The organism is Oceanobacillus piezotolerans, from assembly GCF_003665065.1.
Taxonomy (GTDB): domain Bacteria; phylum Bacillota; class Bacilli; order Bacillales; family Amphibacillaceae; genus Oceanobacillus; species Oceanobacillus piezotolerans.
Genome location: NZ_RCHR01000012.1, coordinates 24,559 through 50,564, shown reverse-complemented (window position 1 = coordinate 50,564; position 26,006 = coordinate 24,559). Strand labels below are relative to the sequence as shown.

Annotated in this window: 22 protein-coding genes; 15 read left to right on the top strand and 7 right to left on the bottom strand. The window is 37.7% G+C overall.

Going from position 1 to position 26,006, the window contains the following annotated elements:
- Positions 1–29 precede the first annotated feature (29 nt).
- Positions 30–1,370 carry a sodium-dependent transporter gene (locus D8M04_RS19250; RefSeq protein WP_121525040.1) on the bottom strand — a complete coding sequence of 447 codons (1,341 nt, stop codon included), beginning with the start codon at positions 1,368–1,370 and terminating at the stop codon, positions 30–32.
- A 228-nt stretch (positions 1,371–1,598) separates the two neighbouring features.
- Here D8M04_RS19250 and D8M04_RS19245 point away from each other — a divergent pair, with 228 nt between their 5' ends.
- Positions 1,599–2,747, top strand: a complete 1,149-nt coding sequence (locus tag D8M04_RS19245) for a saccharopine dehydrogenase family protein (protein WP_121525039.1) — start codon at positions 1,599–1,601, stop codon at positions 2,745–2,747.
- Between the two features lie 43 nt (positions 2,748–2,790).
- Positions 2,791–3,117, top strand: coding sequence for a DUF3870 domain-containing protein (locus tag D8M04_RS19240; protein WP_121525038.1), 327 nt, complete (start codon positions 2,791–2,793; stop codon positions 3,115–3,117).
- A 729-nt stretch (positions 3,118–3,846) separates the two neighbouring features.
- Here the strand turns inward: D8M04_RS19240 and D8M04_RS19235 are convergent.
- The 4 genes from D8M04_RS19235 to mreBH all read right to left on the bottom strand — a co-directional run bounded on the left by D8M04_RS19235 (position 3,847) and on the right by mreBH (position 8,235).
- A complete protein-coding gene (locus D8M04_RS19235; RefSeq protein ID WP_121525037.1) occupies positions 3,847–5,049 on the bottom strand; it encodes an acyl-CoA dehydrogenase family protein in 1,203 nt (400 codons plus the stop codon).
- Positions 5,046–6,212, bottom strand: coding sequence for a CaiB/BaiF CoA transferase family protein (locus tag D8M04_RS19230; protein WP_121525036.1), 1,167 nt, complete (start codon positions 6,210–6,212; stop codon positions 5,046–5,048). Before D8M04_RS19230 ends, D8M04_RS19235 begins: the two co-directional genes overlap by 4 nt.
- Before the next feature lie 435 nt (positions 6,213–6,647).
- Positions 6,648–7,031 (bottom strand): hypothetical protein, encoded by a 384-nt coding sequence (locus D8M04_RS19225; protein ID WP_121525035.1) that lies wholly within the window; start codon positions 7,029–7,031, stop codon positions 6,648–6,650.
- A 196-nt stretch (positions 7,032–7,227) separates the two neighbouring features.
- A complete protein-coding gene (gene mreBH / locus D8M04_RS19220) occupies positions 7,228–8,235 on the bottom strand; it encodes a rod-share determining protein MreBH (protein WP_121525034.1) in 1,008 nt (335 codons plus the stop codon).
- 452 nt (positions 8,236–8,687) lie between these two features.
- Here mreBH and D8M04_RS19215 point away from each other — a divergent pair, with 452 nt between their 5' ends.
- The 7 genes from D8M04_RS19215 (at position 8,688) to D8M04_RS19185 (ending at position 14,687) form a co-directional block, all read left to right on the top strand.
- Positions 8,688–9,569, top strand: a complete 882-nt coding sequence (locus tag D8M04_RS19215) for a CAP domain-containing protein (RefSeq protein WP_121525033.1) — start codon at positions 8,688–8,690, stop codon at positions 9,567–9,569.
- 418 nt (positions 9,570–9,987) lie between these two features.
- Positions 9,988–10,767 (top strand): lysophospholipid acyltransferase family protein, encoded by a 780-nt coding sequence (locus tag D8M04_RS19210; protein WP_121525032.1) that lies wholly within the window; start codon positions 9,988–9,990, stop codon positions 10,765–10,767.
- A gap of 61 nt (positions 10,768–10,828) precedes the next feature.
- Positions 10,829–11,824, top strand: coding sequence for a glutaminase (locus D8M04_RS19205; protein ID WP_121525031.1), 996 nt, complete (start codon positions 10,829–10,831; stop codon positions 11,822–11,824).
- Between the two features lie 17 nt (positions 11,825–11,841).
- Positions 11,842–12,507, top strand: coding sequence for an SOS response-associated peptidase (locus D8M04_RS19200; RefSeq protein ID WP_121525030.1), 666 nt, complete (start codon positions 11,842–11,844; stop codon positions 12,505–12,507).
- A gap of 476 nt (positions 12,508–12,983) precedes the next feature.
- On the top strand, positions 12,984–13,457 hold the full coding sequence (locus D8M04_RS19195) for a low molecular weight protein-tyrosine-phosphatase (protein ID WP_121525029.1): 474 nt from the start codon (positions 12,984–12,986) through the stop codon (positions 13,455–13,457).
- 15 nt (positions 13,458–13,472) lie between these two features.
- Complete coding sequence (locus D8M04_RS19190; RefSeq protein WP_121525028.1) at positions 13,473–13,763, top strand: YtxH domain-containing protein; 291 nt, start codon at positions 13,473–13,475, stop codon at positions 13,761–13,763.
- Between the two features lie 102 nt (positions 13,764–13,865).
- On the top strand, positions 13,866–14,687 hold the full coding sequence (locus D8M04_RS19185; RefSeq protein WP_121525027.1) for a YihY/virulence factor BrkB family protein: 822 nt from the start codon (positions 13,866–13,868) through the stop codon (positions 14,685–14,687).
- Between the two features lie 27 nt (positions 14,688–14,714).
- On the opposite strand, the gene D8M04_RS19180 is transcribed toward D8M04_RS19185, so the two are convergent.
- Positions 14,715–15,884 (bottom strand): MFS transporter, encoded by a 1,170-nt coding sequence (locus tag D8M04_RS19180; protein ID WP_121525026.1) that lies wholly within the window; start codon positions 15,882–15,884, stop codon positions 14,715–14,717.
- 148 nt (positions 15,885–16,032) lie between these two features.
- Between D8M04_RS19180 and D8M04_RS19175 the strand changes: the two genes are divergently transcribed.
- The 4 genes from D8M04_RS19175 (at position 16,033) to D8M04_RS19160 (ending at position 20,233) form a co-directional block, all read left to right on the top strand.
- The gene (locus D8M04_RS19175) at positions 16,033–16,824 is read left to right on the top strand and encodes a YfkD famly protein (RefSeq protein ID WP_121525025.1); all 792 of its coding nucleotides are present in this window, start codon (positions 16,033–16,035) and stop codon (positions 16,822–16,824) included.
- Between the two features lie 246 nt (positions 16,825–17,070).
- Positions 17,071–18,372, top strand: a complete 1,302-nt coding sequence (locus tag D8M04_RS19170) for a Na+/H+ antiporter family protein (protein WP_121525024.1) — start codon at positions 17,071–17,073, stop codon at positions 18,370–18,372.
- 138 nt (positions 18,373–18,510) lie between these two features.
- On the top strand, positions 18,511–19,296 hold the full coding sequence (gene pdaA, locus D8M04_RS19165; protein WP_121525023.1) for a delta-lactam-biosynthetic de-N-acetylase: 786 nt from the start codon (positions 18,511–18,513) through the stop codon (positions 19,294–19,296).
- Between the two features lie 76 nt (positions 19,297–19,372).
- On the top strand, positions 19,373–20,233 hold the full coding sequence (locus D8M04_RS19160; protein ID WP_121525022.1) for a DNA-3-methyladenine glycosylase family protein: 861 nt from the start codon (positions 19,373–19,375) through the stop codon (positions 20,231–20,233).
- Between the two features lie 276 nt (positions 20,234–20,509).
- On the opposite strand, the gene D8M04_RS19155 is transcribed toward D8M04_RS19160, so the two are convergent.
- Complete coding sequence (locus tag D8M04_RS19155; RefSeq protein WP_121525021.1) at positions 20,510–21,640, bottom strand: 5-methyltetrahydropteroyltriglutamate--homocysteine S-methyltransferase; 1,131 nt, start codon at positions 21,638–21,640, stop codon at positions 20,510–20,512.
- Between the two features lie 321 nt (positions 21,641–21,961).
- Between D8M04_RS19155 and D8M04_RS19150 the strand changes: the two genes are divergently transcribed.
- Positions 21,962–23,320: an MFS transporter gene (locus D8M04_RS19150; RefSeq protein ID WP_121525060.1), complete on the top strand. Its 1,359-nt coding sequence runs from the start codon at positions 21,962–21,964 to the stop codon at positions 23,318–23,320.
- 327 nt (positions 23,321–23,647) lie between these two features.
- On the top strand, positions 23,648–25,786 hold the full coding sequence (locus D8M04_RS19145) for an ATP-dependent Clp protease ATP-binding subunit (protein ID WP_121525020.1): 2,139 nt from the start codon (positions 23,648–23,650) through the stop codon (positions 25,784–25,786).
- Positions 25,787–26,006: the final 220 nt, after the last annotated feature.

The following is a 26,006-nucleotide window of genomic DNA, read 5'->3' as shown; positions in this document are numbered from 1 at the left end:
AGTAGTTGCCTTTTAGAGGTACCAATTCATTAAATAATACCTAAAGACGTTAAAAACACAATAATAATCGTAATGGGAGCCAAGTATCGCATGATTCCATACCAGGTTTGGAACGACCCTTGTGATAACTGATTTGCGGCTGTGAATTCTTCTTTCACAATTGACTTATCCATTCTGTAACCGATAAACAATGCGATAAACAAACAGCCAGCAGGTAACATGATATTACTTACCAAGAAGTCAGTTGCATCAAACACGGTTAATCCAAAGATCTTAAATTCTGCTAATACGTTCGATGATAGAGCAGCAGGGATACCCACAATAAAGACGAGCAAACCTGCCAGAAAAGCGACTTTTTTCCGAGAACGCTTCTTTTTATTGGTAAATGCTGCTGTAATAATCTCCAGCATACTAAAGGAAGAAGTTAATACAGCGAATAGGAATAATAGCAAAAATAAACTTAAGAACAATTCGCCAAATGGCATGCCACTAAATGCCTCAGGCAAGACAATAAACAATAAACCAGGTCCTTCTGTCGGCTCTAGACCAAAGGCAAATACCACTGGGAAAATAGCCAGACCAGCTAGCAGCGTAACAATTATGTTCATGATCGACACAGAACCAGCAGCAAACGGAATGCTCACATCTTTACTAAGATAGGAGCTATATGTCACCATTACTGAGATTCCCACTGCTAATAAAAAGAATGATTGTCCTAAAGCATATAAGATGTTCTCTGCATTCAGCTTAGAGAAATCCGGCTGAAGAAAGAAACGAACACCCTCCATTGCTCCTTCAAAAGTCACAGCACGTATAACTAGTACGATAAAAAAGATAAATAACAAAGGCATTAATACTTTGCTTGCCTTCTCTATCCCATTTTGAATGCCTAATGATACGACAACAATGTTGATAAGCATAACCAATGCTAAACCTAAAATAACGATAAGAGGACTGCCAGTAATTTGTGCGAATAATTCGGCATAATTGGCATTTTCCTTGATAATCAGACCTGGTATGGATAATGCACTATATATCAGTACCCACCCTCCAACTACACTATAAAAAGACATTAGCAGAAAGGCGCCAGCCACACCCCAATGCCCGATAAAAGACCACAAACTTTTAGGTGCGAACTTGTTATAAGCTTGTACTGCTTCTGTTCCAGCGCCTCTTCCAATAATAAATTCAGCAATTAAAATAGGCAGCCCTATTATAATGGTAAAAGCAATAAACACTAAGTAAAAGGCACCGCCACCATTCATACCCGTCATATATGGAAATTTCCAAATAGCTCCTAATCCGATGGCAGCACCAGCAGAAGCTAAAATAAATCCTATTTTTGAAGACCACTTTTGATTACTTTGCATAATAAATCCCTTCTATGTTGAAATATTTATCAAGTATAACATAAAAGGCAACGTTCATTAAATGGGTAGATACGTATATATCTAAGGATCAAAAATAGAATATAATAAAGTGCTTTTTATACGTTTTGTGAAAGCATGTTGATTATTTTTCGAATAGCAAGAATGTTTTTTTAATAAAGTAAGTTACACTCCTTATATTTTAATTGAAAAGTAGAATGGAGGGTCTAGATGAAAATAGGTGTATTAGGTGCAGGATTGATGGGGAAGGAAGCGGCAAGGGACTTAATTCATAGTGAAAAGGTTACAGCAGTTGGGCTAGCAGATATCGATTTAAATCGTGTTCAACAGGTTTGTGACACACTCCAATCTGCTAAACTAACACCTTATCAAGTTGATGCAAGTAACGAAGCGGATTTAAAGGCGTTTATCGAGCAGTTCGATGTGATAATTAATGCACTTTTTTATTCATTTAATGAAGTGGTGGCGAGGACTGCTATCCAAGCTGGCGTACATTCTGTTGATTTAGGTGGCCATATTGGTCATATTACCGATAAAGTATTGGCACTGGATGACGAGGCAAAGAAGGCTGGGGTAACCATTATTCCTGATTTAGGCGTTGCTCCTGGAATGATAAATATTTTATCAGGATATGGGGCAAGCAAGCTGGATGAGACACAATCAATTAAATTATATGTAGGAGGTATTCCAGTTAAACCAGAGCCGCCATTGGAGTATAATCATGTATTCTCCATGGAAGGAGTATTTGACCATTACACAGATCCTTCTCTTATTATCCGAAACGGGACCAAACAGGAAATCCCCTCTCTATCAGAAATTGAAACGGTTCATTTTGAAAAATTTGGACCGCTAGAAGCCTTTCACACTTCTGGTGGCACTTCTACCTTATCTCTTTCGTTTCCTAATATCGATACCTTAGAATATAAAACGATACGCTACCCTGGCCATGCAGAGAAATTCAAGCTTCTTGTGGACCTCAACTTAACGAGAAAAGAATATGAAGTAAAAGTAAACGGAGCACAAATAAATCCTCGCCAAGTATTCTTGAAACTGCTTGACCCGATAGTGGATTTAAAAGATAAAGACGATGTTGTACTATTACGGGTAGTGGTATCCGGTACAAAAGAAGGGGAATCACACAGCTATCAATATGAGATGGTTACCTATAAAGACCGAGTGACTAATGTAACTGCAATGGCAAGAGCAACAGCGAATACGATTTCCGTAGTTGCACAATTGATAGGAAATGGCATAATAAAAGAAAATGGTGTTTACCCTCCAGAAAAAATTGTACCTGGAGATGTTTATATCAAGGAAATGGCAAAACGAGGAGTAACCATTACTGAATCTCATCTATGATTATACTGAACTAGTATTTCAATTGGAAGGGTATGAGCAAGAGATGAATACCGTATTTATGGCTGGTCATGCACGACTGCCCTCTGGAATGGCAGCAAAAAGCGTTTATGAGACATTAACCATTACAGCAGAGATTGATAAAAAATATGGAGTTATTGTAGCAGCAAACTGCACACTTGCAACCGAACATGGACGAGATTTTATTCAGCGTTTGCTTAGAGGCTACAGCCTCCAAGAGGGAATTGAAAAGCCTGTAGAAATTATCAAAGCACATTATTTGGGAAAAGCCGGAAATGCCCTTGCCTCTGCGTTAAGAGATTTATATAAGCAGTACGAGGTATATGCTGGATCTGGTATTGCAGGGGAATAAATAGAGGAAGCCAATCAACTGGATATTGTTGGTTGGTTTTTTTGAATTTGTATGGTTTGCTGAAGATGGAAGCCAGAATGATTCCAGCAAAAAGGAGAAGGTCTTTCATAAGATAGATGAAGAACTTAATGGTTCTGGAAGCGATGGAAAAGGTTGATCAAGAGGGGGATGAAGACCCAAATGACTCTCACAAAGTGAGAAAAGGTCTTTCATGGAGGTGATGAAGACCCGAATGCTACCCGCAAAGCGAGAAAAGGTCGTTCATAAGGCAGATGAAGACCCGAATGCTACCCGCAAAGCGAGAAAAGGTCGTTCATAAGGCAGATGAAGACCCGAATGCTACTTCCAAAAAGAGAAAAGGCCGTTCATAAGGCAGATGAAGACCCAAATGCTACCCACAAAGTGAGAAAAGGTCGTTCATAAGGCAGATGAAGACCCGAATGCTACCCGCAAAGCGAGGAAAGGTCTTTCATGGGGGTGATGAAGACCCGAATGCTACCCGCAAAGCGAGAAAAGGTCGTTCATAAGGCAGATGAAGACACGAATGCTACTCGCAAAAAGAGAAAAGGTCGTTCATTAGCCAAATGAAGACACAAACGATTCCTACAGAGAGAAAAGGCCTTAAATAAGGAGGATAAAAAGCCGAACAAGTAAACAATCCCCAAATCAACTGAAAGGAAAAAAGCATAGAGGAGCAAATCTCCCCACGATTTGCTCCACTATTCTATTTTATACTAACTCCTGAACTTCCCACGCAGGCAGCATTTTGCTTAATGGCTTATCTTCGCGATAACCTAAAACATATTCGGCTTGCATAATCGTATGGATTTCACGTGTACCCTCGTAAATAACGGGTGCCTTGGAGTTGCGTAAATAGCGCTCGACTGGATACTCGTCGGAATATCCATATGCACCATGGATTTGAACTGCATCGTCTGCAGCCTGGTTTGCAAAGTCACATGCTTGCCATTTTGCAAGAGAAGTTTCTCTCGTATTGCGTTTCCCTTGATTTTTCAATTCACCAGCTCGATAAACAAGCAAGCGACTCATTTGGAATCCGGCCTCCATCTTGGCGATCATTTGCTGAACAAGCTGGTGTTTTCCGATTTCTTTACCAAAGGTTTCCCGCTCGTGGCAATATTTCACGCTTGCTTCTAAGCAAGCCATAATTTGTCCAACAGCACCAGCAGCAACAGTGAAACGTCCATTATCTAAAGCAGACATGGCAATTTTAAAGCCTTCTCCTTCTTTGCCAAGTAAGTTCTCTTTTGGCACTCTTATATGATCGAAAAATATCTCTCCTGTATTTCCAGATCTTATACCGAGCTTTCCTTTAATTGCTTTAGAAGAAAAGCCTTCCCACGAGCGTTCTACGATAAATGCAGAAATCCCTCTATGTTTTTCTGAGCGGTCACCGGTATAGGCGAAAACTAGGAAGTGGTCAGCTATGTCACACAGGGATATCCAAGTTTTTTGCCCATTTAAAATATAGTAATCTCCTTCTTTTACTGCTGTTGTTTGCATAGAGGCTACGTCAGATCCTGCACCTGGCTCGGTAAGTCCGAATGCGCCAATTTTTTCCCCTTTTGCCTGTGGCGCGAGATATTTTCTCTTTTGTTCTTCTGTGCCCCATTGTAATAACGTCATACTGTTAAGCCCTGTGTGGACAGATACAGCTGTACGAAATGCAGTATCTCCGCGCTCTAATTCCTCACAAACAATCGCCAAGGAATTGTAATCCATTCCAGCACCGCCGTATTCCTCAGGAATGCACACTCCCATTAGCCCTAATTGGGCTATTTTTGTCAGAATAGTGGGATCAAATTTGCCTTCTCTATCCCATTCCGCAATGTAAGGCATAATTTCCTTATCCGTAAAATCTCTCACTGTCTTTCTTAGCATGTTTTGTTCTTCTGTGAATTCAAAATTCATTCTTTTTCCTCTCCTTTGCTCCATTTTAGTTTTGATAAAACTTCTTTGTTATGTTCCCCCACAGCTGGTGGATGGTGACGTATGCCTACTGGGGTGCGTGATAGTTTTAATGGACTGCCAATCATTTTAATTACACCTGCAGTTGGATGCTCACACTCTATGAACATATCTCTTGCTTGTAATTGAGGGTCATCTACTACTTGGTCCAACTTTTGAATGGGACCACATGGAATATTATTATGATTACAGTGGGACTGCCAATAAGTAGTTGGTTGCTTATAAAGTTCAGCCTGTATGATCGGTATAAGCTGTTCCCGATTTTTAACGCGGTCTGGATTCGTAGCAAATCGCGAATCTTTACTAAGTTCCTCCTTACCGAGCACACGACAGAGGCTTTCAAATTGCCTGTCGTTACCAACTGCGATTACCATTTCTCCGTTCTTTGTTTTGAAAGTTTGATACGGGACGATATTAGCGTGCTTATTTCCAAGGCGTTTTGGAATTTTTCCAGTCATTAAGTAATTGCTTCCAATATTTACGAGTGAACTAACCGCGGAATCGTATAAAGAAAGATCAAGCTTCTGTCCTAGGCCAGACTGTGTTCTTTCCAATAAAGCAGCTTGAATTCCGACTGCAGCATATAAACCAGTTAAAATATCAGTGATTGCTACCCCGAGTTTTTGTGGTTCATGATCTTCTTCACCTGTTATGCTCATTAACCCACTCATCGCCTGTATGATGAAGTCGTACCCTGGTAAATCCTTATATGGTCCATTCTCGCCAAATCCAGTTATGGAGCAATAGATAATCTGTGGATTTACCTTAGCTAATGCGGTATACCCAATTCCTAAGCGTTCCATTGTTCCAGCTTTGAAATTGTGAATAACAACATCACTTTCCTTCACTAATGCCTTAATTATCTCGATGCCTTCTTCTTCTTTTAAATTTATCGTGATACTTTTTTTATTGCGATTGGCACAGAGATAATATGCACTGACACCGTCCTTAAACGGTGGTCCCCATTCTCGTGTGTCGTCACTTCCATCTGGTGCTTCCACTTTGAGAACTGCTGCACCGAGATCTCCAAGAACCATGGTACAATACGGTCCAGCTAGAATTCTGGATAAATCTAGGACTTTAATATGTTCCAGTGCCCCTGCCATCGTTTTACCTCCTTTACGTGGATAAAAAAAAGCCAGCTCAAATCTAGTTACAGGTGTCCTGTAATTTAGATTGAACTGGCTCATAACTGTTGGAACAAACCTTGAAGAGGAATGTGAACAGATTAGACAGTAAGGTTATCATTGGTTAAATCGTGTGTGTTAAACGAAGAATTCGCCTTCACACGATTTATTAATTCTTAGTATAGAGCATATTCATATTTTTGTAAACGGTTTCTTTAGAATTTTTATAATTTTTTTAAGAATAATAGCCGTAGTGGATATGTCGTGTTATATGTAAGCCCATTTTCGGCGAAAGAACAATGAAAACAAGCTCTAAAAATATTTCATTATGAATGCCTTGAACAACTATCTCTCCATATAGAAACAATGGACAATCTCCCTAGAGGCTTGGCCAAGCATACAAAACGTTATTCATTATGAAGCTGCAATAATTAAACATAATACAAAAGCAATACTTGATAATGGTGTCATAACTAATTTTTCTTTCTTACTCTGGGAAATGAGATTTGCTACTGTATTTAGTCCTAGAAAAATGGTGAATATCCAGATTAATATAGTAGTTGGTATGAAAGGGTAACCGTTTATAATTTTTGAATGAGAAAGAAAAACATATCCCATAAAAAGGAGAAGAATTGCATTTGCTGCACTGACTATACGTAATTTTTTTGGCAGTACTTTATAAAAGCCTCCCATTGCGAATTCGCCAACTGGATAACCAAGTGAAAGTAGTACTTGAAAACCAGCTATCATCACAAACATAATCGTGACCGCAATTGTAGATATATAGACAACATCCATATTTATCTAACCTCCTTGTTCGTAGCATCCTTCTATAAGTATATAACAACACGTAACGTGCGATTCAACATCTTTTTTAGAGAAGATTAGAAGCTAACGAATTTGGATAGGAAAAACTCACTTTAGTTATTTTTTCAGCCTAGTATAAAATTTAAAGAAATGAATAAAGCCCATGCACTTCTGCATGAGCTTTTCATTATTTTGCTGCTTTTTGTAATTTATTTATCATTTTAAGTGCTCTTCCCGTACCAACTGCGACAGATTCCAAAGGATTTGTTGCAATATGCACAGGTACATTAAGCTCATTAGAGAGCCATTCCTGCATTCCTTTCAGCAAGGCGCCGCCACCTGTAATAACGATACCATGATCGACAATATCCCCACTTAATTCTGGTGGACATTCTTCAAGTGTTGCACGTACTGCATCAAGAATCTGTTCAAGAGATTCCTGAATGGCAGAATAGACTTCATAAGAAGTAATCGTAATGGTCTTCGGTAATCCAGTTACCATATCACGTCCACGGATGTCCATAGATTCTTCCTTATGATTTTTATGCGCGTATCCGATTTCCATCTTAATATTTTCTGCGGTACGCTCACCAATAAGGATATTATAGTGTTTACGGATATTCTGAATGATTTCCTCATCTAATCTGTCGCCACCTACACGAACAGAATTGCATGCTACAACTCCACCGAAGGAAATGATTCCAACTTCGGATGTACCACCACCGATATCCAATACCACGTTAGCAATTGGCTCATCAACTGGTAAGTCAGCTCCGATAGCTGCTGCTACAGGCTCCTCAATAAGATGAACCTGTTTTGCACCATAGCTAGTAACAGCATTATGTATAGCTCTGCGTTCTACGGAGGTACTTCCTGAAGGTGTACAAACTACTACAGTTGGTTTACGTGTGGAAATGCCAGCTTTTTTACTTACCTTTTTAAGCAGAGCTTTCAGCATTTGCGCAGTAACATCATAATCAGCTATTACTCCATCCCTTAATGGACGTATAGGAATAATATTTTTTGGCGTTTTTCCGATCATTTCTTTCGCTTCCGTCCCCACTGCAACTACTTGTTTCGTATTAATATCTATTGCAACGACAGATGGTTCGTTTAAAACAATTCCCTTGGACTTTGAATAAATAAGGATATTGGCAGTACCTAAATCGATTCCAATTTCTGCATTTGAAAACATAACCGTTCCTCCAATGATGTATGAGTTTCTTATCTTAACTTGAATAATTGTTTGATTATTACAATTTTGCATCGTCTAATAAGTCTTCTCTTAATATGTCTAAAATTGTTGATATATATAAATTTATCGAACTCACAGGCCCAAATCAAGTAACATTTTATTTACAAATTTCGGGTCTTTGTAACAAAGTCAGCCAAACAAAAACCTGTCAATCCTGAATTTATTGTAGATATATCATATTCACCCTCTTTATGGTACCACTGCTAAAAATTAGAAGCAACAGAACTCTTTGTCTGACAAGGCCTACCTGATAATTGGGGAAAACTGGATATGGCTTTTTCCCGATTGCTAGAATATGGCATAAATATTACAAGAAAGTCGTGCTATGATGTTCCTGCAAGACAAGCAGCAATGCTTCTTGCTAAACCAACTTATAAGGAGAGGTAATATATATGCTTAAAAAAGTAGGAATGGTAGCTGTATTATCAACAGCATTTATCTTCGGAGGTACTATTACTAATGCAGATGCATCAGCTAATACAGATGCTGCAAATGCTTCATATAAAGTCTACTACTCTATTAATGGGGAAAAAGGTCAAATCACAAGTGACAATATAAATACAGATAAAATTAATTCTATCGTAAAGCGTGTTATGGATCAATTTAACGTAAATTGGGATTCTATCAACATTAATAAGATAGAAAAACAGCAGCCTGCTCAAGAACAAAAGGCAAATGAAACTGAAGCTGAGGTAAAACAACCAGTTAAAGAGAAAGCACCAGAAAAGAAAGTAGAACAGCCAAAAGCACAAGCTCCAGCAAAACAAGCTGAACAGCCGAAAGCACAAGCTCCAGCTAAAAAAGCTGAACAGCCGAAAGCACAAGCTCCAGTTCAACAACCAGCAAAAGAAAACACTCAACCAGCTAAAGCTGAAACAGAAAAGCAAGCTTCTGAATTAAGCCAATTTGAACAAGAAGTTGTTGAGCTAACAAACCAAGAACGTGCTAAGCAAGGTTTAGCACCACTTGAAATTGATACAGAATTAAGTAAAGTAGCACGTGAGAAATCAAATGACATGGCTGTAAATAACTATTTTGACCACAATAGTCCTAAATACGGTTCTCCATTCGATATGATGAAGAGCTTCGGAATCTCTTATAAAACAGCAGGTGAAAACATTGCTAAGGGTCAACGTACTCCAGCGGAAGTTGTTAACGCTTGGATGAATAGTGAAGGTCACCGCGCTAACATTCTAAATGGCCAATTTACACACATTGGTGTGGGCTATGTAGAAAACGGAAATGTTTGGACACAGCAATTTATTGGTAAATAAGTCTGGATACAGATTTAATATGGATTTTAATGAAGGGACTAGCTTCTAGCTAGTCTCTTTTTTTTAGTCTTGGAAATTATAAATGAATAATCTGTGGATAATTCTTATCATAAGAAAGGCCACGTCCGGCTCCAGAGCCCAGCAACTAGCAGATCTTTTGGTGGGACAAGCATTGCGCAGTCCCAAACTTCACGCTCCTCCACTACGATAACAGTTCGACATAGTCGAACTTCCTATGTCCCTACGGTCGTCGTGTTTCCTTTATCTCATTGCGGAGCGCTCCAGTTTGTACGTTGCTAAACGGGCTCTTGCGCCTTTGTTCCTATTAGTAAAACATTAATAGTTCTATCAAACTATTTCTCTTTTCTGAAAGACATCCTTTATAATGATAATGTAACCTTATAAAGGAGGAGAAAAATTGATTCGTACAATAGGAATCTACATATATTCTGGAATACTTATACTTAGTACAATTTTTAAACTCCAAAAAACCAAGAATCAATTAAAAAGAAACCCAGAGAAGGTATCAGATGAAGAGATATTTACTATACCGAATACCATTCCTAAAAAAGTCATTAAAGCAACAGGTTCTACCATAAGCGTAAAAGGCAGAGAGAAGCTCCCTGACGAAGCTGTTTTATTTGTTGCCAATCACCAAGGACTGTTTGATATTCTTGCCATGCTTGGATATTTAGGAAAGCCAGTTGGATTCATTGCTAAGGAAGAAATTAAAAAGCTGCCAATTGTGAGTGACTGGATGGAACTAATCCATTGTGTTTTTATCGATAGAGGTGATCGAAGGCAGTCGATGCAAGCTATTGGGCAAGGGATTAATCATTTAAAGGCCGGTCATTCGATGGTTATTTTCCCAGAAGGGACGAGAGGCCATGGCAGGGAATTAAATGAATTTAAACCAGGCAGCTTTCGATTGGGTACAAAGGCAAATGTTCCAATTGTCCCAGTAACGATAGATGGTACGTATCCCATATTAGAAGGATCAAATGGAAGAATTAAAGGGTCCGACATTTCGTTGGAGATACACGACCCCATCTATCCTGAAACATACCAAAAATGGAAAAGTGCTGAATTAGCGAAAAACGTTCAAGGAATTATTGGAGAGAGTCTAGAAACAATACAAGTAGAGGAAAAGTCATATGGAAATGTCCGTGAGAAAAGAATGAATGAAGAAGCAAACTAACGCTTCTTTTTTTTGCAATATTTATCTTTAAATGATGAATACTATGATGGAGGTGGTTGAATTGGTACAAGGAGCACCAAACAAAAACACGGAACTGACAGAGGACTGGCTACAGAATTATGTCGATGATTGGGTGAGGTTTTACTTGCGTCATACAGAGAATGGAGAAGTAGCCTCCTATATACCAGAGTTACAGCGAGCAAATAAACTTGATTTAGGTATTTCCATTGTTGGGATTAATGGAGTAAAGATTAAATCAGGTACAGTCGATGTGCCATTTACGATCCAAAGTATTTCAAAAGTGTTTACTTTTATTACTGCATGTATGGAAAGAGGAATTTCTTACGTTTTAGACCGTATTGATGTAGAGCCGACGGGAGAAGCATTTAATTCCATTATGCATTTGGAAATGAGGCAAGTAAAAAAGCCCTTCAACCCATATGTGAATGCAGGAGCAATTACTGTTGCTTCGCTGTTGGAAGGGAAAACTTCGGATGAAAAATTAAATCCATTATTAAATCTTTTCGGAAGAATGTTAGGGTATCGGCCAAAGATTAATGAAGAAGTATATCGATCTGAATGTGATACCTCGATCCGTAATCGAGCGATTGGCTATTATTTACTTGAAATGGATTTCTTAGAATCTGAGCTTGAGCTAACATTGGATACATATTTCAAACAATGCTCTATAGAAATCCAGCTGGATGATCTTGCGGTGATGGGGATGGTCCTAGCTAATGATGGGGAGGATCCGAAGACAGGAACGGAAATAATTCCTCGCCAAATTGCGCGGCTTGCAAAGTCATTGATGCTTACTTGTGGGATGTACGATGCATCTGGGAAATTTGCCGCTTACGTGGGCATACCGGCGAAAAGCGGTGTCTCTGGTGGGATTATTGCCCTCGCGCCACCAAGAATAAGGAATGAATATTTACCGTTTTTAGATGGATGTGGAATAGGTGTATATGGTCCAGCTTTAGATAAACAAGGAAATAGTATTGCGGGAATCCGTTTGCTTCGTCATATAGCAACACAATGGGATCTAAGCATCTTTTAATCAAAGGGGGAAGGGAAATGTGTGGAAGATATACATTACTTGCAGATGAACTGGAAATCCTAAATGAATTTGATTTAGAAAATCCGATTGAAGAATATCATCAGAGCTATAACATCGCTCCAGGTCAAAACGTATTGGCAATTATTCATAATGGCAAGGAAAAGCGAGCTGGATACTTACGTTGGGGGTTAGTGCCTTCATGGGCTAATGATGAGAAAATCGGCTATAAGATGATTAATGCCAGAAGTGAAACAGCTCATGAAAAACCTAGCTTCAAGCGTTTAATGGCTCAGAAGCGCTGTCTCATTATTGCTGATAGCTTTTATGAATGGTTGACGACAAAGGAAGGGAAACAGCCAAAACGTATTCAATTACAGGATAGAAGTTTATTTGCCTTTGCTGGTCTTTGGGATAAATGGGAAGATGAAGGGAAGACATTGTTTACTTGTACGATTCTGACAAAGGATGCGAATCCATTTATGCAGAAAATCCATCACCGCATGCCGATTATTCTGCCGAAAGAAAAGGAAGAGAAATGGATCGAACCAGTCAAATTGCATCCGAATGAGGCTAGTGAATTTTTACAGTCTATCGAAGTAGATGATTTACAGGCTTATGATGTTGCAAGTTATGTAAATTCTGCGAAGAATAATGATGAGCAATGTATTATGCCTATCACATAGATAGAAACCCTGCTCGGGTGGCGAGTGGGGATTTTTATTCAGATTTCTCTTTTTCCTTTTCTTCTCTAGCTACTAGTATGGTTAAAGAAGGTGGAATTTCACTCATGAGCTGTATGAAGTCCCGAATGGAAAGTGAAATAGCTCAAACGGTCATTCATAAGCTTTATGAAGTCCCGAATGCAAAGTGAAATAGCTCAAACGGTCATTCATAAGCTTTATGAAAGCCCTTATGCAAGGTGAAATCGCTTAAACGGTCATTCATGAGCTGTATGAACTCCCAAATGAAAGTAGAAAACAACCAAGCGGTCACTCATAAACCAAATGAAAGCCAGAAGGATACGAAAACAGTCGTTAATTCCTAAAACCCAAAAATATTATATTACCTTTTAGACGGTTTGGATAAATAGCTAGTATAACTTTTGCTTAAGAGGTTGCGATTTGCTTATAATAGAAATAAAGAGTGAAAAGGTGATATCATGATTCATGTTTTATTTGTTTGTTTAGGCAATATTTGCAGATCTCCTATGGCTGAAGCGGTTTTCCGCGAATTCGTGAAAAAAGAGAACTTATCTGATAAAATCAAAGTGGATTCCAGTGGGCTTGGAGATTGGCATATTGGCAAAGGACCGCATCGAGGTACAAGAGAGGTGTTGGATAGGGAGAAAATTACTTATGAGGGGATCGTCGCTAGACAGATAAGTGAGAAGGATTGGTCATCATTCGATTATATTATTGCAATGGACGATCAGAATATAGAAGGATTAAAGAAATTTTCTAAACCAATCGATGGTATCGTCGTTAGGAAATTAATGGACTTCATTGAGGAACCACGAGAGTCCAATGTTCCAGATCCTTATTACACAGGTGATTTTGATTATACTTACTCGTTAGTGACTGAAGGATGCAAGGAATTATTAAACTATATTAAAAAGCAACATTCACTTACATAAAAGGAGAGATTGATGATGGGTAGACGCAGATTAGTTTCAGGAATGGTTATCGGAGCAACAGTTGGAAGTATCATTGCTTTATTGGATAAAGACACTAGAGATTATGCGAAAGACAGATTAGAAGTAGCAAAAGAGCGCTCGTCTTATTACATTCAACATCCTTCTGAAGCAATTGAGAATATTCGTGAGTCAGTGGATCGTATGAATCAGACTATTGCAAGCGGAGCAGATAATGCTATTAACGCTTTGGAACAAGTGGAAGGAACAATCGAAAAATTTACGAATAAGAATCATCAAGAATTATAAGTTAATAAAAAATCCCTTAGGGTATATATTATTAAAAGAAATCGGCCGCAAAAGCCGATTTTTTTATAAAAAAATATACCTTGTTGTATGGGAGAGAGTTGCATGAGTAATGTAATAAACATTGGCAAGAGGTTGTATCAGCGAATAGATGAAGTGGATGTATTTGGTTGGGCCGCACAATTAGCGTATTTTTTTCTCTTATCCCTTTTCCCGTTCTTATTGTTTTTGTTCAACCTAATTGGATACATACCAATTGACTCGCAGATGATATTAGACTTTATTGGGCAGTATGCTCCTAGTGAAATAACAACGCTCATCGAAACGAATGTCAATCAAATATTAAACCAGCAAAATGGCGGCTTGTTATCCATTGGGATTATCGGGACATTATGGGCAGCATCTAATGCGGTTAATGCGATAATGAAGGCATTTAACAAGGCATATGGGATTGAAGAAGACCGTTCTTTTATTGCTATGAGGTTACTTGCTGTTGTATTAACTGTTGCTATGGTCATGGTTATTATTATTTCACTCCTTCTACCGATATTTGGCAGAATAATTGGAGAATTTATCTTTTCGTTTTTTGGATTATCGGATGATTTCCTGCAAGTTTGGGGTACACTTAGATGGGTAATTTCCACTGTGATTTTCTTTATTGTCTTACTTGCATTGTATAAGCTGGCACCAAATAAAATAATTTATTTCCGTGATGCTGTTTGGGGTGCTATATTAGGTACCATTCTTTGGCAAATTGTTTCATTTGGTTTTTCATTTTATGTCAATGAGATTGCGAACTATTCAGCTAACTATGGAAGTCTCGGAACAATTATTATACTTATGTTATGGTTCTATCTCTTTGGAATAATAATTCTATTAGGCGGTGTCGTTAATGCTACTATAGAACAATATCGAAAGAAAAGATAGCTGTCAGATTATGACAGCTATCTTTTCTTATGAATTACTCATATTAGAAAGAGAGCTTTTTTTCAATGAAATCATGGCTGTAATCACTACTAAGACCATAACAATAAGGTAGAAGAAGGATATTTCTTTGAACAGTTCCACGAATATTCCACCTATAAAAGGACCACCAATACTTCCTAAGCTGAATGCAATACTGATCATTAAGTTTCCAGCTGGCAGAAGATGGATTGGCAATAAATCTGTCATATAGGCGATTCCCATGGAATATAGGGACCCAACAAGCATACCTGCTAGTGTAAAGAACAAGAACAATGCAATAACAGATGTTTCAAAAACAGCTGCGCCAACAAAGCAAAGTGTTCCGCATATGAGGACAATAAGCAGCGTATTTCTTCTTCCAATTTTGTCACTTAGAATACCTAGAGGTAATTGAGTGATTAAACTACCAGCAGCAAAACAAGGAATGATTAAGGAGAGCATCCCCACTTCATGTCCAATTCTGAGCCCGTAAATTGGGAAGATACTATGTAAAGATGCCTCCAAAAATCCATAACCGAACGCTGGCAATAATGCAATCCAGGCTAGCTTTAATGTATCGGCAAAGCGGCTGAATGACGAGGTTGCTTTTACTGAATTTATATCCTCCTGTGGCCATTGGTTACGAACAAAAAGCATGGTAGACCATACAAGAAAGCTTAATGCCGCAGAGGCAAAGAATGGGAGTGATTCATGGATAGAGAGAAGTCGTGTCATCAATGGACCAATTGCAAAACCTAACCCAAACGACATGCCATAATAAGCAACACGTCTTCCTCGAATTTCCTTTGGTGTAGTCGTGGTAATCCATGTCTGTGTCCCAAAGTGAAGCATTTGATCCCCGATTCCTATTGCAACCCTTAATACAAACCAAAACCATAAAGCTTGCCAAAAAGGGAAGAGTGCCAGCGAGATAACAACGGTAAGCCCCCCAATCAGGATCATAGGTTTAAACCCAAAGCGCTGCAGGGGTTTTTCCATGAAAAAGGAAGCGACTAAGACACCAATATATAACCCTGTTGCATGGAGGCCATTAATAGAAGAAGGAACGCCATTCTGTTCTAAAATAATGGACAGGAGGGGCATAAGCATTCCTTGAGAAAAACCTGATATTGCTACTAATAAAATTAAAATCCAAAATCGAGTATTTGCTGAGACCATAATTCCTCCGAATTTCTAGTTGTTATTAACTGTAATAAAGTCTATTTCTATATTAAATCTAAATGGTTTAAAAGAAAAATTCAATGCATTCTTGGTATAATTTCCTGCCTGCTAGAAGAAACTATGCGAAAACGAAAGGATGGGAAACATGAATAAACAGATCTTTGCTGCCATAATCGGATTTTCCTTTCTGCTGTTATTTTCTACTATGAGTTTTGCTGAAGAGTCAGAGGAGAAGAATCCCTATGCTATACCAAGCCATGTTTTAGATATATCTAAAGAAAATACGTATCCTAATTCTACAGATGATCAAGAGGTATTTGAACCAAGTGAGCTAACAAAGGAATTAATAGAAGAGTTAAAGATCCCAATTGAAAACCCGGAGTTAATCAAAATGCTAAATGAAACAACACTAAATCCTTCTCCAGTAGCGATTGGTTATCGAGGAATGGTTTATTTAGGACGCTGGCCATTGAACTATGAATCATTAGAGACGAGCATTAACTGGGAATACGAAAAGATAAATTTAAATGAATTAAATAACCTTGGAGGAGACAGCAGTCAAGAAATGCGCTACTCTCAACAAGAGCAAAAAGAAATTAGAGGTGCCTTAACAAATAAAATATCAAATCCTGAAAATGTAAAAAGAATGATGTTGTTAAAAACAAAGGAAAAAACGAAACTTCCTTTATCCTACAACACGATAATTGGCAAGAATACGAAAAAGGAAAACTCCTATGCCATTCCAGCTGAAAAATATGGAACACTGCAAGCATATGCTCCAGCTGTAAACGAAAAAGGTCAAGTAACCTTTGGCGAAGTTTATATCGAATTAAAAGGTTCAAATAAAGCAATTGTTGTGAAAAATGTAACGAAACAAGGTATTGGTGGATGGATACCGATTCAGGATCATGTATCCTTTTCTTTCCATTTAAAATAGACGGAGATGCTCTGAGTGTTATTGCTCAGAGTTTTTTTACTGTAAAAAGAGATGTTTGGGAGCAGCATAGTTTAAGTAGAGAACAACAACTCTTTAGTAAATTGCTCTTTAAGTGAAAGAGTAACTTCACACTAAATGAAAGTTTTTTTAAAATTACTTCTTATATAGAAGGGGTTGATTTATACACTTCATTACTTTATCATGGTGAAGTAATGAAGAGAAAAGAGTAAGAGAGGGGAAACATAAATGGAATGGATTGTAGTAATATCAGTAATTGTCATGACAATCCTAAGCTTATTGCGTGTTAATGTCATTATAGCGATTATTGCTGCGGCACTTGTTGCTGGCTTGATGTCAGGATTATCCGTAGTTGAATCTATAGATTTATTTGTTAGTGGAATGGGTGGTCAAGCGAATACAGCCTTAAGCTATGTTTTACTTGGTGCCTTTGCTGTTGCAGTTACGTATACGGGGATAACAAGTATTTTAGTAAATTATCTCATTAGAGTTTTAACAGGGAAGAAAACGATGCTGCTACTCGTTATTGCTGGGGTTGCATCATTATCTCAAAACTTAATCCCTGTGCATATTGCATTTATTCCAATACTTATTCCGCCATTATTAAAGTTATTTGATGAAATGCGAATGGACCGAAGAGCAGTAGCAACTGCTTTGACATTTGGATTAAAGGCTCCATATATCATGATTCCAGCTGGCTATGGGATTATTTTCCACCAAACCATCTATGATGGAATGGCACAGAGCGGCGCAGCCATCACGATGAATGAAATTGCATTATCGATGATTATTCCTGGTATAGGAATGATTGTTGGTTTACTTATAGCGATATTCATTACGTATCGAAAAGATCGAGAGGTACAAGGAACATCAGGGGAATCATTCGTTGTAAATGAAGCAAAAGAGGAAATAAGGTTTAATAAGAAACATGCCCTTACCATCGTTGCGATTCTAGCAGCTTTTATCGCACAGATTATAACGGACAATCTAATCATCGGTGCGTTAGTAGGTTTAGTTGTTATGTTCGCTACTTTAGTTGTTCCTTATAATAAAGGGGACGACATTATCACAGATGGTGTAAAGATGATGGGTACAATTGCCTTTGTTATGTTATCTGCGTCAGGTTATGCTACGGTATTAGAGGAGACAGGAGCAGTCAATGCATTAGTAGAAGTATCGTCTGTCTTAGGGGATAACAAAGCGATCATTGCAATAATCTTACTTGCGGTTGGGTTGCTCGTTACGATAGGTATAGGTTCATCATTTGGTACAGTACCTATTTTAGCAGCCCTTTATGTTCCGATCTGTATGGCAGTAGGATTTTCACCTATGGCGACAGCAGCATTAATTGGGACAGCCGGAGCACTGGGGGATGCTGGTTCACCTGCATCTGACAGTACATTAGGACCTACAGCGGGGTTAAATGCAGATGGTAAACATAATCACATTTGGGATACATGTGTACCAACATTTATTCACTTTAATATTCCGCTATTTATCTTTGGGTGGATTGCCGCAATGGTTTTATAGAAGATGTTAAAAGTTCGGTGAAAATGATAAACTGAATGCTTTTCCACTGGCAAAGTGTTTCACTCATATGTTACGTAATTATAGAATAATTTCATCAGCGGCTGGGAAAGGTAAGAAAAAAATAGGTGGGTTGTTTTTATGCGGAAACAAACGTTCATTATCTTTTTACTTACCTTTCTCCTTGTTCTTATCCCTTTAAGCAGTGTGAATGCTTATGGATGGGGCTATCAAAAGAATAGTAACCATGAAATCCCAGACATTGGGAAATATCGTGAGATGCTAGAGAAATATGGGGCCTACTATGCGGATTTCTCTGGGGATAAGGTTGTCTATTTAACATTTGATAATGGCTATGAACAAGGCTACAGTGATGAGATATTAGATGTATTGAAAAAGGAAGAAGTTCCGGCAACATTTTTTGTTACTGGCCATTATGTGAAAAGTGCCCCTGATTTAATTAAACGAATGGTAGATGAAGGACATATTATTGGAAACCATTCCTATCATCACCCTGACTTCACCATCATGAACAAAGAGGCAATTGGAGAAGAGCTTCGTACATTAGAAAAAGCGGTAGCAGATATTACGGACCAGAAGGAAATTAAATACTTAAGACCACCTCGTGGCATGTTTAATGAGCAAACATTAAAGTGGGCGAAGGAATTAGGACTTGTACATGTATTCTGGTCCGTTGCTTTCAATGATTGGAAAACCGATCAACAAAAGGGTTGGCGGTATGCGTATGACGAAATCATGACTCAAGTGCATCCAGGTGCAATCATTCTGCTTCACGCAGTTTCTTCTGATAATGCAGAAGCACTGGAAAAAGTCATTAAGGAACTAAAGAAACAAGGCTATCAATTTAAGAGCTTGGATGATTTATTAATGAAAGATATCTTCCCTAAAGAAATAATTGGGTTGTAAAGCAGCGAGACAGAATTCTGTCTCGCTTTTCTCTGTGCTCATAATTGGATATAGTAAAGGAAGGGAGAGTGATGATATGTGGACTGAAAAAGTAGTATTGCCTACCATTTATGATTTCGACTATACATTATACCGTTTATCCTTTGACCCGGTTATTGCCCTTGATATGGAGGAACGATCGGTTAAAGTGCCCGTAGTAATGGAAGAAGAACGGCAAATTGTACAAGTTCAAGCGACAGGTACAACCGAGAAACCATCCTTTTTAATAACGGGTGAGAAAAATAAAGAGAAGCTTTTGCCCTATATTTATGACTTATTTCAATGGGAATTTGATTTGTCAGTAGTTGCAGAACACTTTACTGGGACGATATTGGAGAGTTTGTTCACGAAATATCCTGGAACACCAATTGTACGTGAGTTTGATCTCTACTTCTGCTTAATAAAAACAATCATCCATCAGCAATTGAATATGAAATTTGCCTATGTGCTGTCTACCCGTTTTATAGAAGCATATGGGGAGAAAGTAGATGGGGTGTGGTTTTACCCAACTCCAGAGCGTGTTGCATCTTTAACAGTAGAAGAATTACGAGGTATGCAATTCAGTACGAGAAAGGCAGAATATATAATAGATACTTCCAAACTAATAGTGGAAGGAAAAATAGACTTAAATGATTTGCGGTTGAAATTAGATGTGGAAGTGCTTGCTGAATTAGTCAAAATCCGCGGCATAGGACCATGGACAATTGAGAACTGGCTTTTATTTGGTCTTGGCAGAAAAGATTTATTCCCGAAAGCCGATATTGGAATTCAAAATGCAGTAAAGCAATTATTGACCATGGACAAAAAGCCAACCGTAGATGAGCTTTCCGAAATGAGCTTGGGGTGGGAACCTTATCGCAGCTATGCATCTTTGACGTTGTGGCGCAGTATTGAGTAGTTCTTGAAGTGGTGAGGAATGGAAACTGTTTGTGGAGGCGGGCGGATCAGGGGTAAAGAACAATCCTATTTTTTTGCTAAATAAGTAATATCCTAGGTTTCCTCTTAAATATCCAATTACGATTGTAATTTTTCATTATTATCGCAAAACAAAACACCCCAAAAGTTAGATTCTTAACTCTAACTTTTGGGGTACGGTACCTATATCAGTCATTTTATTTGAGAAATTTGGCTTTTATCGATACTCCTGAGAGGCTATTTACTCTAATATTGATTATCATTTATTGGTTGAAACTTTATCCCATACACTCTCAGTAATGTTAATGATGTGACTTATTTTATTCCATTGTTCCTCTTCTGTTAAAATGTTACCTTCTTCCGTACTAGCAAATCCGCATTGAGGACTTAATGCTAAGTTGTCTAAAGGAATATATTGACTAGCTTCTTTTATTCTATCTTTAATGTTATCTGGATCTTCTAGTTCTGGGAACTTAGATGTGATCAAACCTAGCACTACAGTTTGGTCATCACGTTTAAAACTTCTTAATGGTTCGAAATCTCCAGAGCGTTTATCATCATATTCCAAGAAAAGTCCATCTACATTTAAGTCAGCAAATATGGCATCAGAAATATGATCGTAACCACCACTTGTAATATATGTAGACCTGAAGTTTCCGCGACAAATATGCATCGTGATAATCATATCTTCGGGTTTCTTAGAAATGGCTTCATTTAAACAACGAACTCTCGTATTGATGATGTCCTGTACCCCTATGTTAAGTCTTTCAACCACTGCATTTATACGTTCTTCCGAAACAAAATCGATCCAAGAAGTATCATCTAATTGTAAATAGCGACAACCTGCATCATAGAAAGCTTGGATTGCTTTTTGATAAGCTGCTACTGTATCTTTATAGAACTGTTCTCTGTTTTCTTTATAATACTCATCACCCTGAATTCTAGTGAATAACATATTAGGACTTGGAATGGCAAACTTAGGAATTTGACTGCCATCGCCATATTTGTCAACTGCCTCTTTTAAAAATTTAAAGTGTTCTAACATATAGTGATTATTAAAGTCTACTTTACTAACAACTTTAATGGCAGTATTCCTTGTTTTTGCCCCTTTAAAGTTACTAACGTATTCTGTTTCAAACTGTTCTACACCCTCTAAACCCGATAAAAAATCTAAGTGCCACCAAGAGCGTCTAAATTCACCATCCGTTATTGATTTAAGACCCACCTTAATTTGTTTTTGTACAAGTTTTTCAATCTCTTTATCTTCCACTTCTTTAAGAGCTAGTTGATCAATTTCTCCGTTCGCATATGCTTCTCTAGCCTTTTTAATAGCTTCTGTTCTTAGAAAGCTCCCTACATGGTCAGCCCTCAATGGTAATTTACTTGTCATATGTACCCATTCTCCCTTCATGAGAAGATTCTCATCTTATTGTTGTGAATTAAGTGTAACATTTGAATAGCTATATAGCGTTACACATAAAATCTATCTCTTGACATAGTTTTAAGCTATATCTGTTCATTTGAAAGCTTTTTATAGTGCTGTAGCTAAAATCAGACACTCGTTATAGTTTTAAACTATGGTGAATGATACATTTTTTGAATTACCTAATATCGTTTATCAAATGGTAAGATTCAACTTAATTACTTTTCCCGAGCTATAAGAATGGTAACGGAATAAATACAGGAGCAGGGTTAACAAAACATGGAGGGAATGAGAAAGTTTATGCAAACTGTTCAAACGTCACAAGTTCTGGCCAACAGTAAATTTAATAAGTTTCACTTACTAGTATTTCTTTGGTGTTTTTTTGCTATTACCTTTGATGGCTATGATGTTGCTTTATATGGTATCGGATTGCCAATGATGATGGAGGATTTCAATATTACCGTGGTAGAAGCAGGGGCAATCAGCAGCTATTCCGTCATTGGTACAATGATTGGTACATTTTTATTTGGTTCAATATCTGATGTTATTGGGCGAAAAAAAGCGATTGCCATTTGTTTAATATTATTTAGCTGCTTTACATTTTTCTCAGGATTTGCACCGAACGCAGATATTTTCCTAATCATGCGCATTATTGCTTGTATGGGGCTTGGTGGAGTTATGCCAATTCTCGTAGCTGTGATGACAGAGTACGCTCCTAAGAAAATAAGGGCATTAACGGTTGCAATTATGTATTGTGGTTATTCTATCGGAGCCATCTTTGCTTCTTTAATAGGGATGTATTGGATGGAAAGCTTGGGTTGGAGATTTTTATATTGGATTAGCATAATCCCATTCATAGCTTTGCCGTTTTTCATGAAACAGTTCCCAGAATCCGTTTCTTATTATCTCCGCCGTAAACAAGGGGATAAGATCGCTAGTATTCTTAATAAAATCGAACCGGATGGCAACTATCAAGCAACAGATAAATTTGATTATAAGGTTCTTACAGAAAGTACCAAGAAATTGCCTATTAAAAAAGTGTTTTCTGATAATAGGATTATCAGTACATTGGCCTTTTGGCTTGCAATGGGATGCTCGATGTTAGTGATTACCGGTTTAACAACATGGCTTCCAAAAATCATGATGGAGTCTGGACATGGATTATCTTCAAGCTTATCTTTTAATCTTGTCCTCTCACTTGGTCAAATGACCGGATCTATATTTGGTGGTATCTTAGTAGGGCGCATCGGACATCGCAGAGTGTTAGTATCCATGTTCTTTATAGGGGCTCTTAGTTTTGTTTTGTTAAGCTTGACCTCCCATACTCTTATTTTATATTTACTGATTGCTTTAACTGGTGCCTGTACAGTCGGAACACAGAATTTAGTTAATCCATATGTCTCGGAATACTATCCTAGAGAGATTCGAGCAACAGGATTAAGTATAGCAGTGGGAGTTGGGAGAATTGGAGGAATTCTTGCTCCTGTGGCCATCGCATTTTTACTGACGACGAATTTAGCTCCGCAGCATGCATTCATGGCATTTGCTATTCCGAGTCTTCTTGGAGCCATATCCTTTATGATCGTTCAAGAAAAATATGCTAGTTTTGATCGGGTTGTACAACTAGAGAGAAGGCATACAGCTTAATTAACAAACTCGAATAATACCTTGTAAAGACAATCCATGATGACGCAATAGTTCAATTATATCCATTATCAAAGTTTAAAAAAGCAAAGAATTAAACGCAAGAGGAGGAGAAATCAACAGCCACATTCAACATCTGATAATAAATCAAAAATCCAAACAGACGATTTCATCCTCGTCTGTTTTTTTTATTATAAAATAAATCACGAAAAAATTTGATCAAAACACTTGAAAGTCAAAAAAGGTCAGAGTATAATGTAGATATAGTCAAAGATAGTCAAAGTCAAACTCTACATGAAGTAGAGGTAATTATATAAGGAGGAATGGAAAATGCTATGTCAAAAATGTGGTGTAAATGAAGCAACTGTGAATGCGGCGATGCAAATGAATAATCAAAAGATGGAAATGCATCTTTGCGCGGATTGTTTTCAAGAAATCCAAGGACAAATCATGAATCAGTCAGGTTTCTTCTCTGGGTTCCCATTTGGCAATGCTGAAGCATTTTCTAATCAATTTCAACAAGGAAATGGTAAGGCTAAAGCCAATACAAGAACACAACAACAACAAACAAACAGAAGAAACAGTCTATTAGACCAATTAGGTTCGAATTTAACCGATTCAGCTCGTGCTGGAAATATTGATCCGGTTATCGGCCGTGATCAAGAAGTGAAACGAGTTATTGAAACTTTAAATAGAAGAAATAAAAATAACCCTGTTCTAATCGGGGAGCCTGGTGTAGGTAAAACCGCCATCGCAGAAGGACTAGCTGTGAAAATTGTCGAAGGTAATGTGCCAACAAAGCTATTAGATAAGGAAATTTACTTATTAGATGTTGCATCATTAGTAGCTAATACAGGGATACGTGGCCAATTTGAACAACGTATGAAACAATTAATCGATGAACTAAAATCTCGTAAAGATGTCATTGTATTTATTGATGAGATTCATCTCATAGTTGGTGCAGGTACAGCAGAGAATTCACAAATGGATGCAGGGAATATTTTAAAACCTGCGTTGGCACGTGGTGAATTGCAAATCATCGGTGCAACAACACTTAAAGAATATCGTCAAATTGAAAAAGATGCTGCTCTTGAACGTCGTTTGCAACCGATTATTGTGAAAGAGCCATCTGTAGAAGATACAATCAAAATCTTGAATGGAATTAAAGATCGATATGAAAAATTCCATGATGTACACTATTCAGATGAAGCAATTCAAGCTTTTGCAACATTGTCCAGTCGCTATATTCAAGATCGATTCTTACCAGATAAAGCAATTGATTTAATGGATGAAGTAGGTTCACGTTTGAACTTGAAGAATTCACAAAGCGATTCGCAATCTATTAAAGAACGTTTAGATGCAATTGTTAAAGAAAAACAAGAAGCAGCTGAAAAAGAAGATTATGAACGCGCAGCAAACCTGCGTTATCAAGAAATCCAATTGCAAAAACAATTGGAGAAAGCTTCTGATAGTGAAAAAGTAGTCGACGTTGATGTATCTGATATTCAATTAATCGTCGAAGAAAAAACAGGTATTCCTGTAACAAAAATGCAAAGCGATGAGCAAGAAAAAATGAAAAATCTTGCAAGTAACTTAAGTGAAAAAGTGATTGGTCAAGAAGATGCTGTAAACAAAATCGCTAAGGCAATCCGCCGCAGCCGTGCAGGATTGAAATCTAAATATCGTCCAATTGGCTCCTTCTTATTTGTTGGTCCAACAGGTGTAGGGAAGACAGAATTAACAAAAGCGTTAGCTGAAGAACTATTTGGCTCCCGGGAAGCGTTAATTCGCCTGGACATGAGTGAGTATATGGAAAAACATTCTGTGTCTAAAATTATTGGTTCCCCTCCAGGCTATGTTGGTCATGAAGAAGCGGGTCAACTAACAGAGAAAGTACGTCGTAATCCTTATTCCATTATTTTGCTGGATGAAATTGAAAAAGCACATCCAGACGTACAAAATATGTTCTTGCAAATCATGGAAGATGGTCATTTAACCGACTCTCAAGGCAGAAAAGTTAGCTTTAAAGAAACTGTCATTATCATGACAAGTAATGCTGGAACAGGTGCAAAACAAGTAAATGTTGGGTTTAATAAGAATACACATGAATCCGTATCAACACTAGAAACATTAAGTGACTTCTTCAAGCCAGAATTCTTGAACCGATTTGATGCAATTGTGAAGTTCAATGAATTAACAGAAGATAACTTATTGGCTATCGTTGACTTGATGCTTGCTGAGCTTGAAGAAACAATTGAAGAAAACAACATTACCATCAACATTACAGAAGAAGCTAAACGTGCACTTGTAAAACTTGGTTATGATCCTCGCTTTGGTGCAAGACCATTACGCAGAGTCATCCAAGATAAGGTGGAAGATCAACTAACAGACTTACTGTTAGAAGATACAGATATCGAGAAAGTGAATGTTGATGTGATAGATGAAGAAATTGTAGTACAAAAAGCATAATGTATTGAGAAGGAGAAGCTCCACATGTTATAGTGTGGGGCTTCTTTTTTTCATTACGCTAAAATTTATTGGAATCCGCTGATTTTTACAGTAAAAGGGCTAGAGTTCACGTTTAAAACATGAACGTTATATTTCTTTCATAATTTTTTCTTGCATAGGAGTAACACAATAAATAATATCGGCCTGCTTTTCACAAACTAACGAAAAGCCAATAACAAAG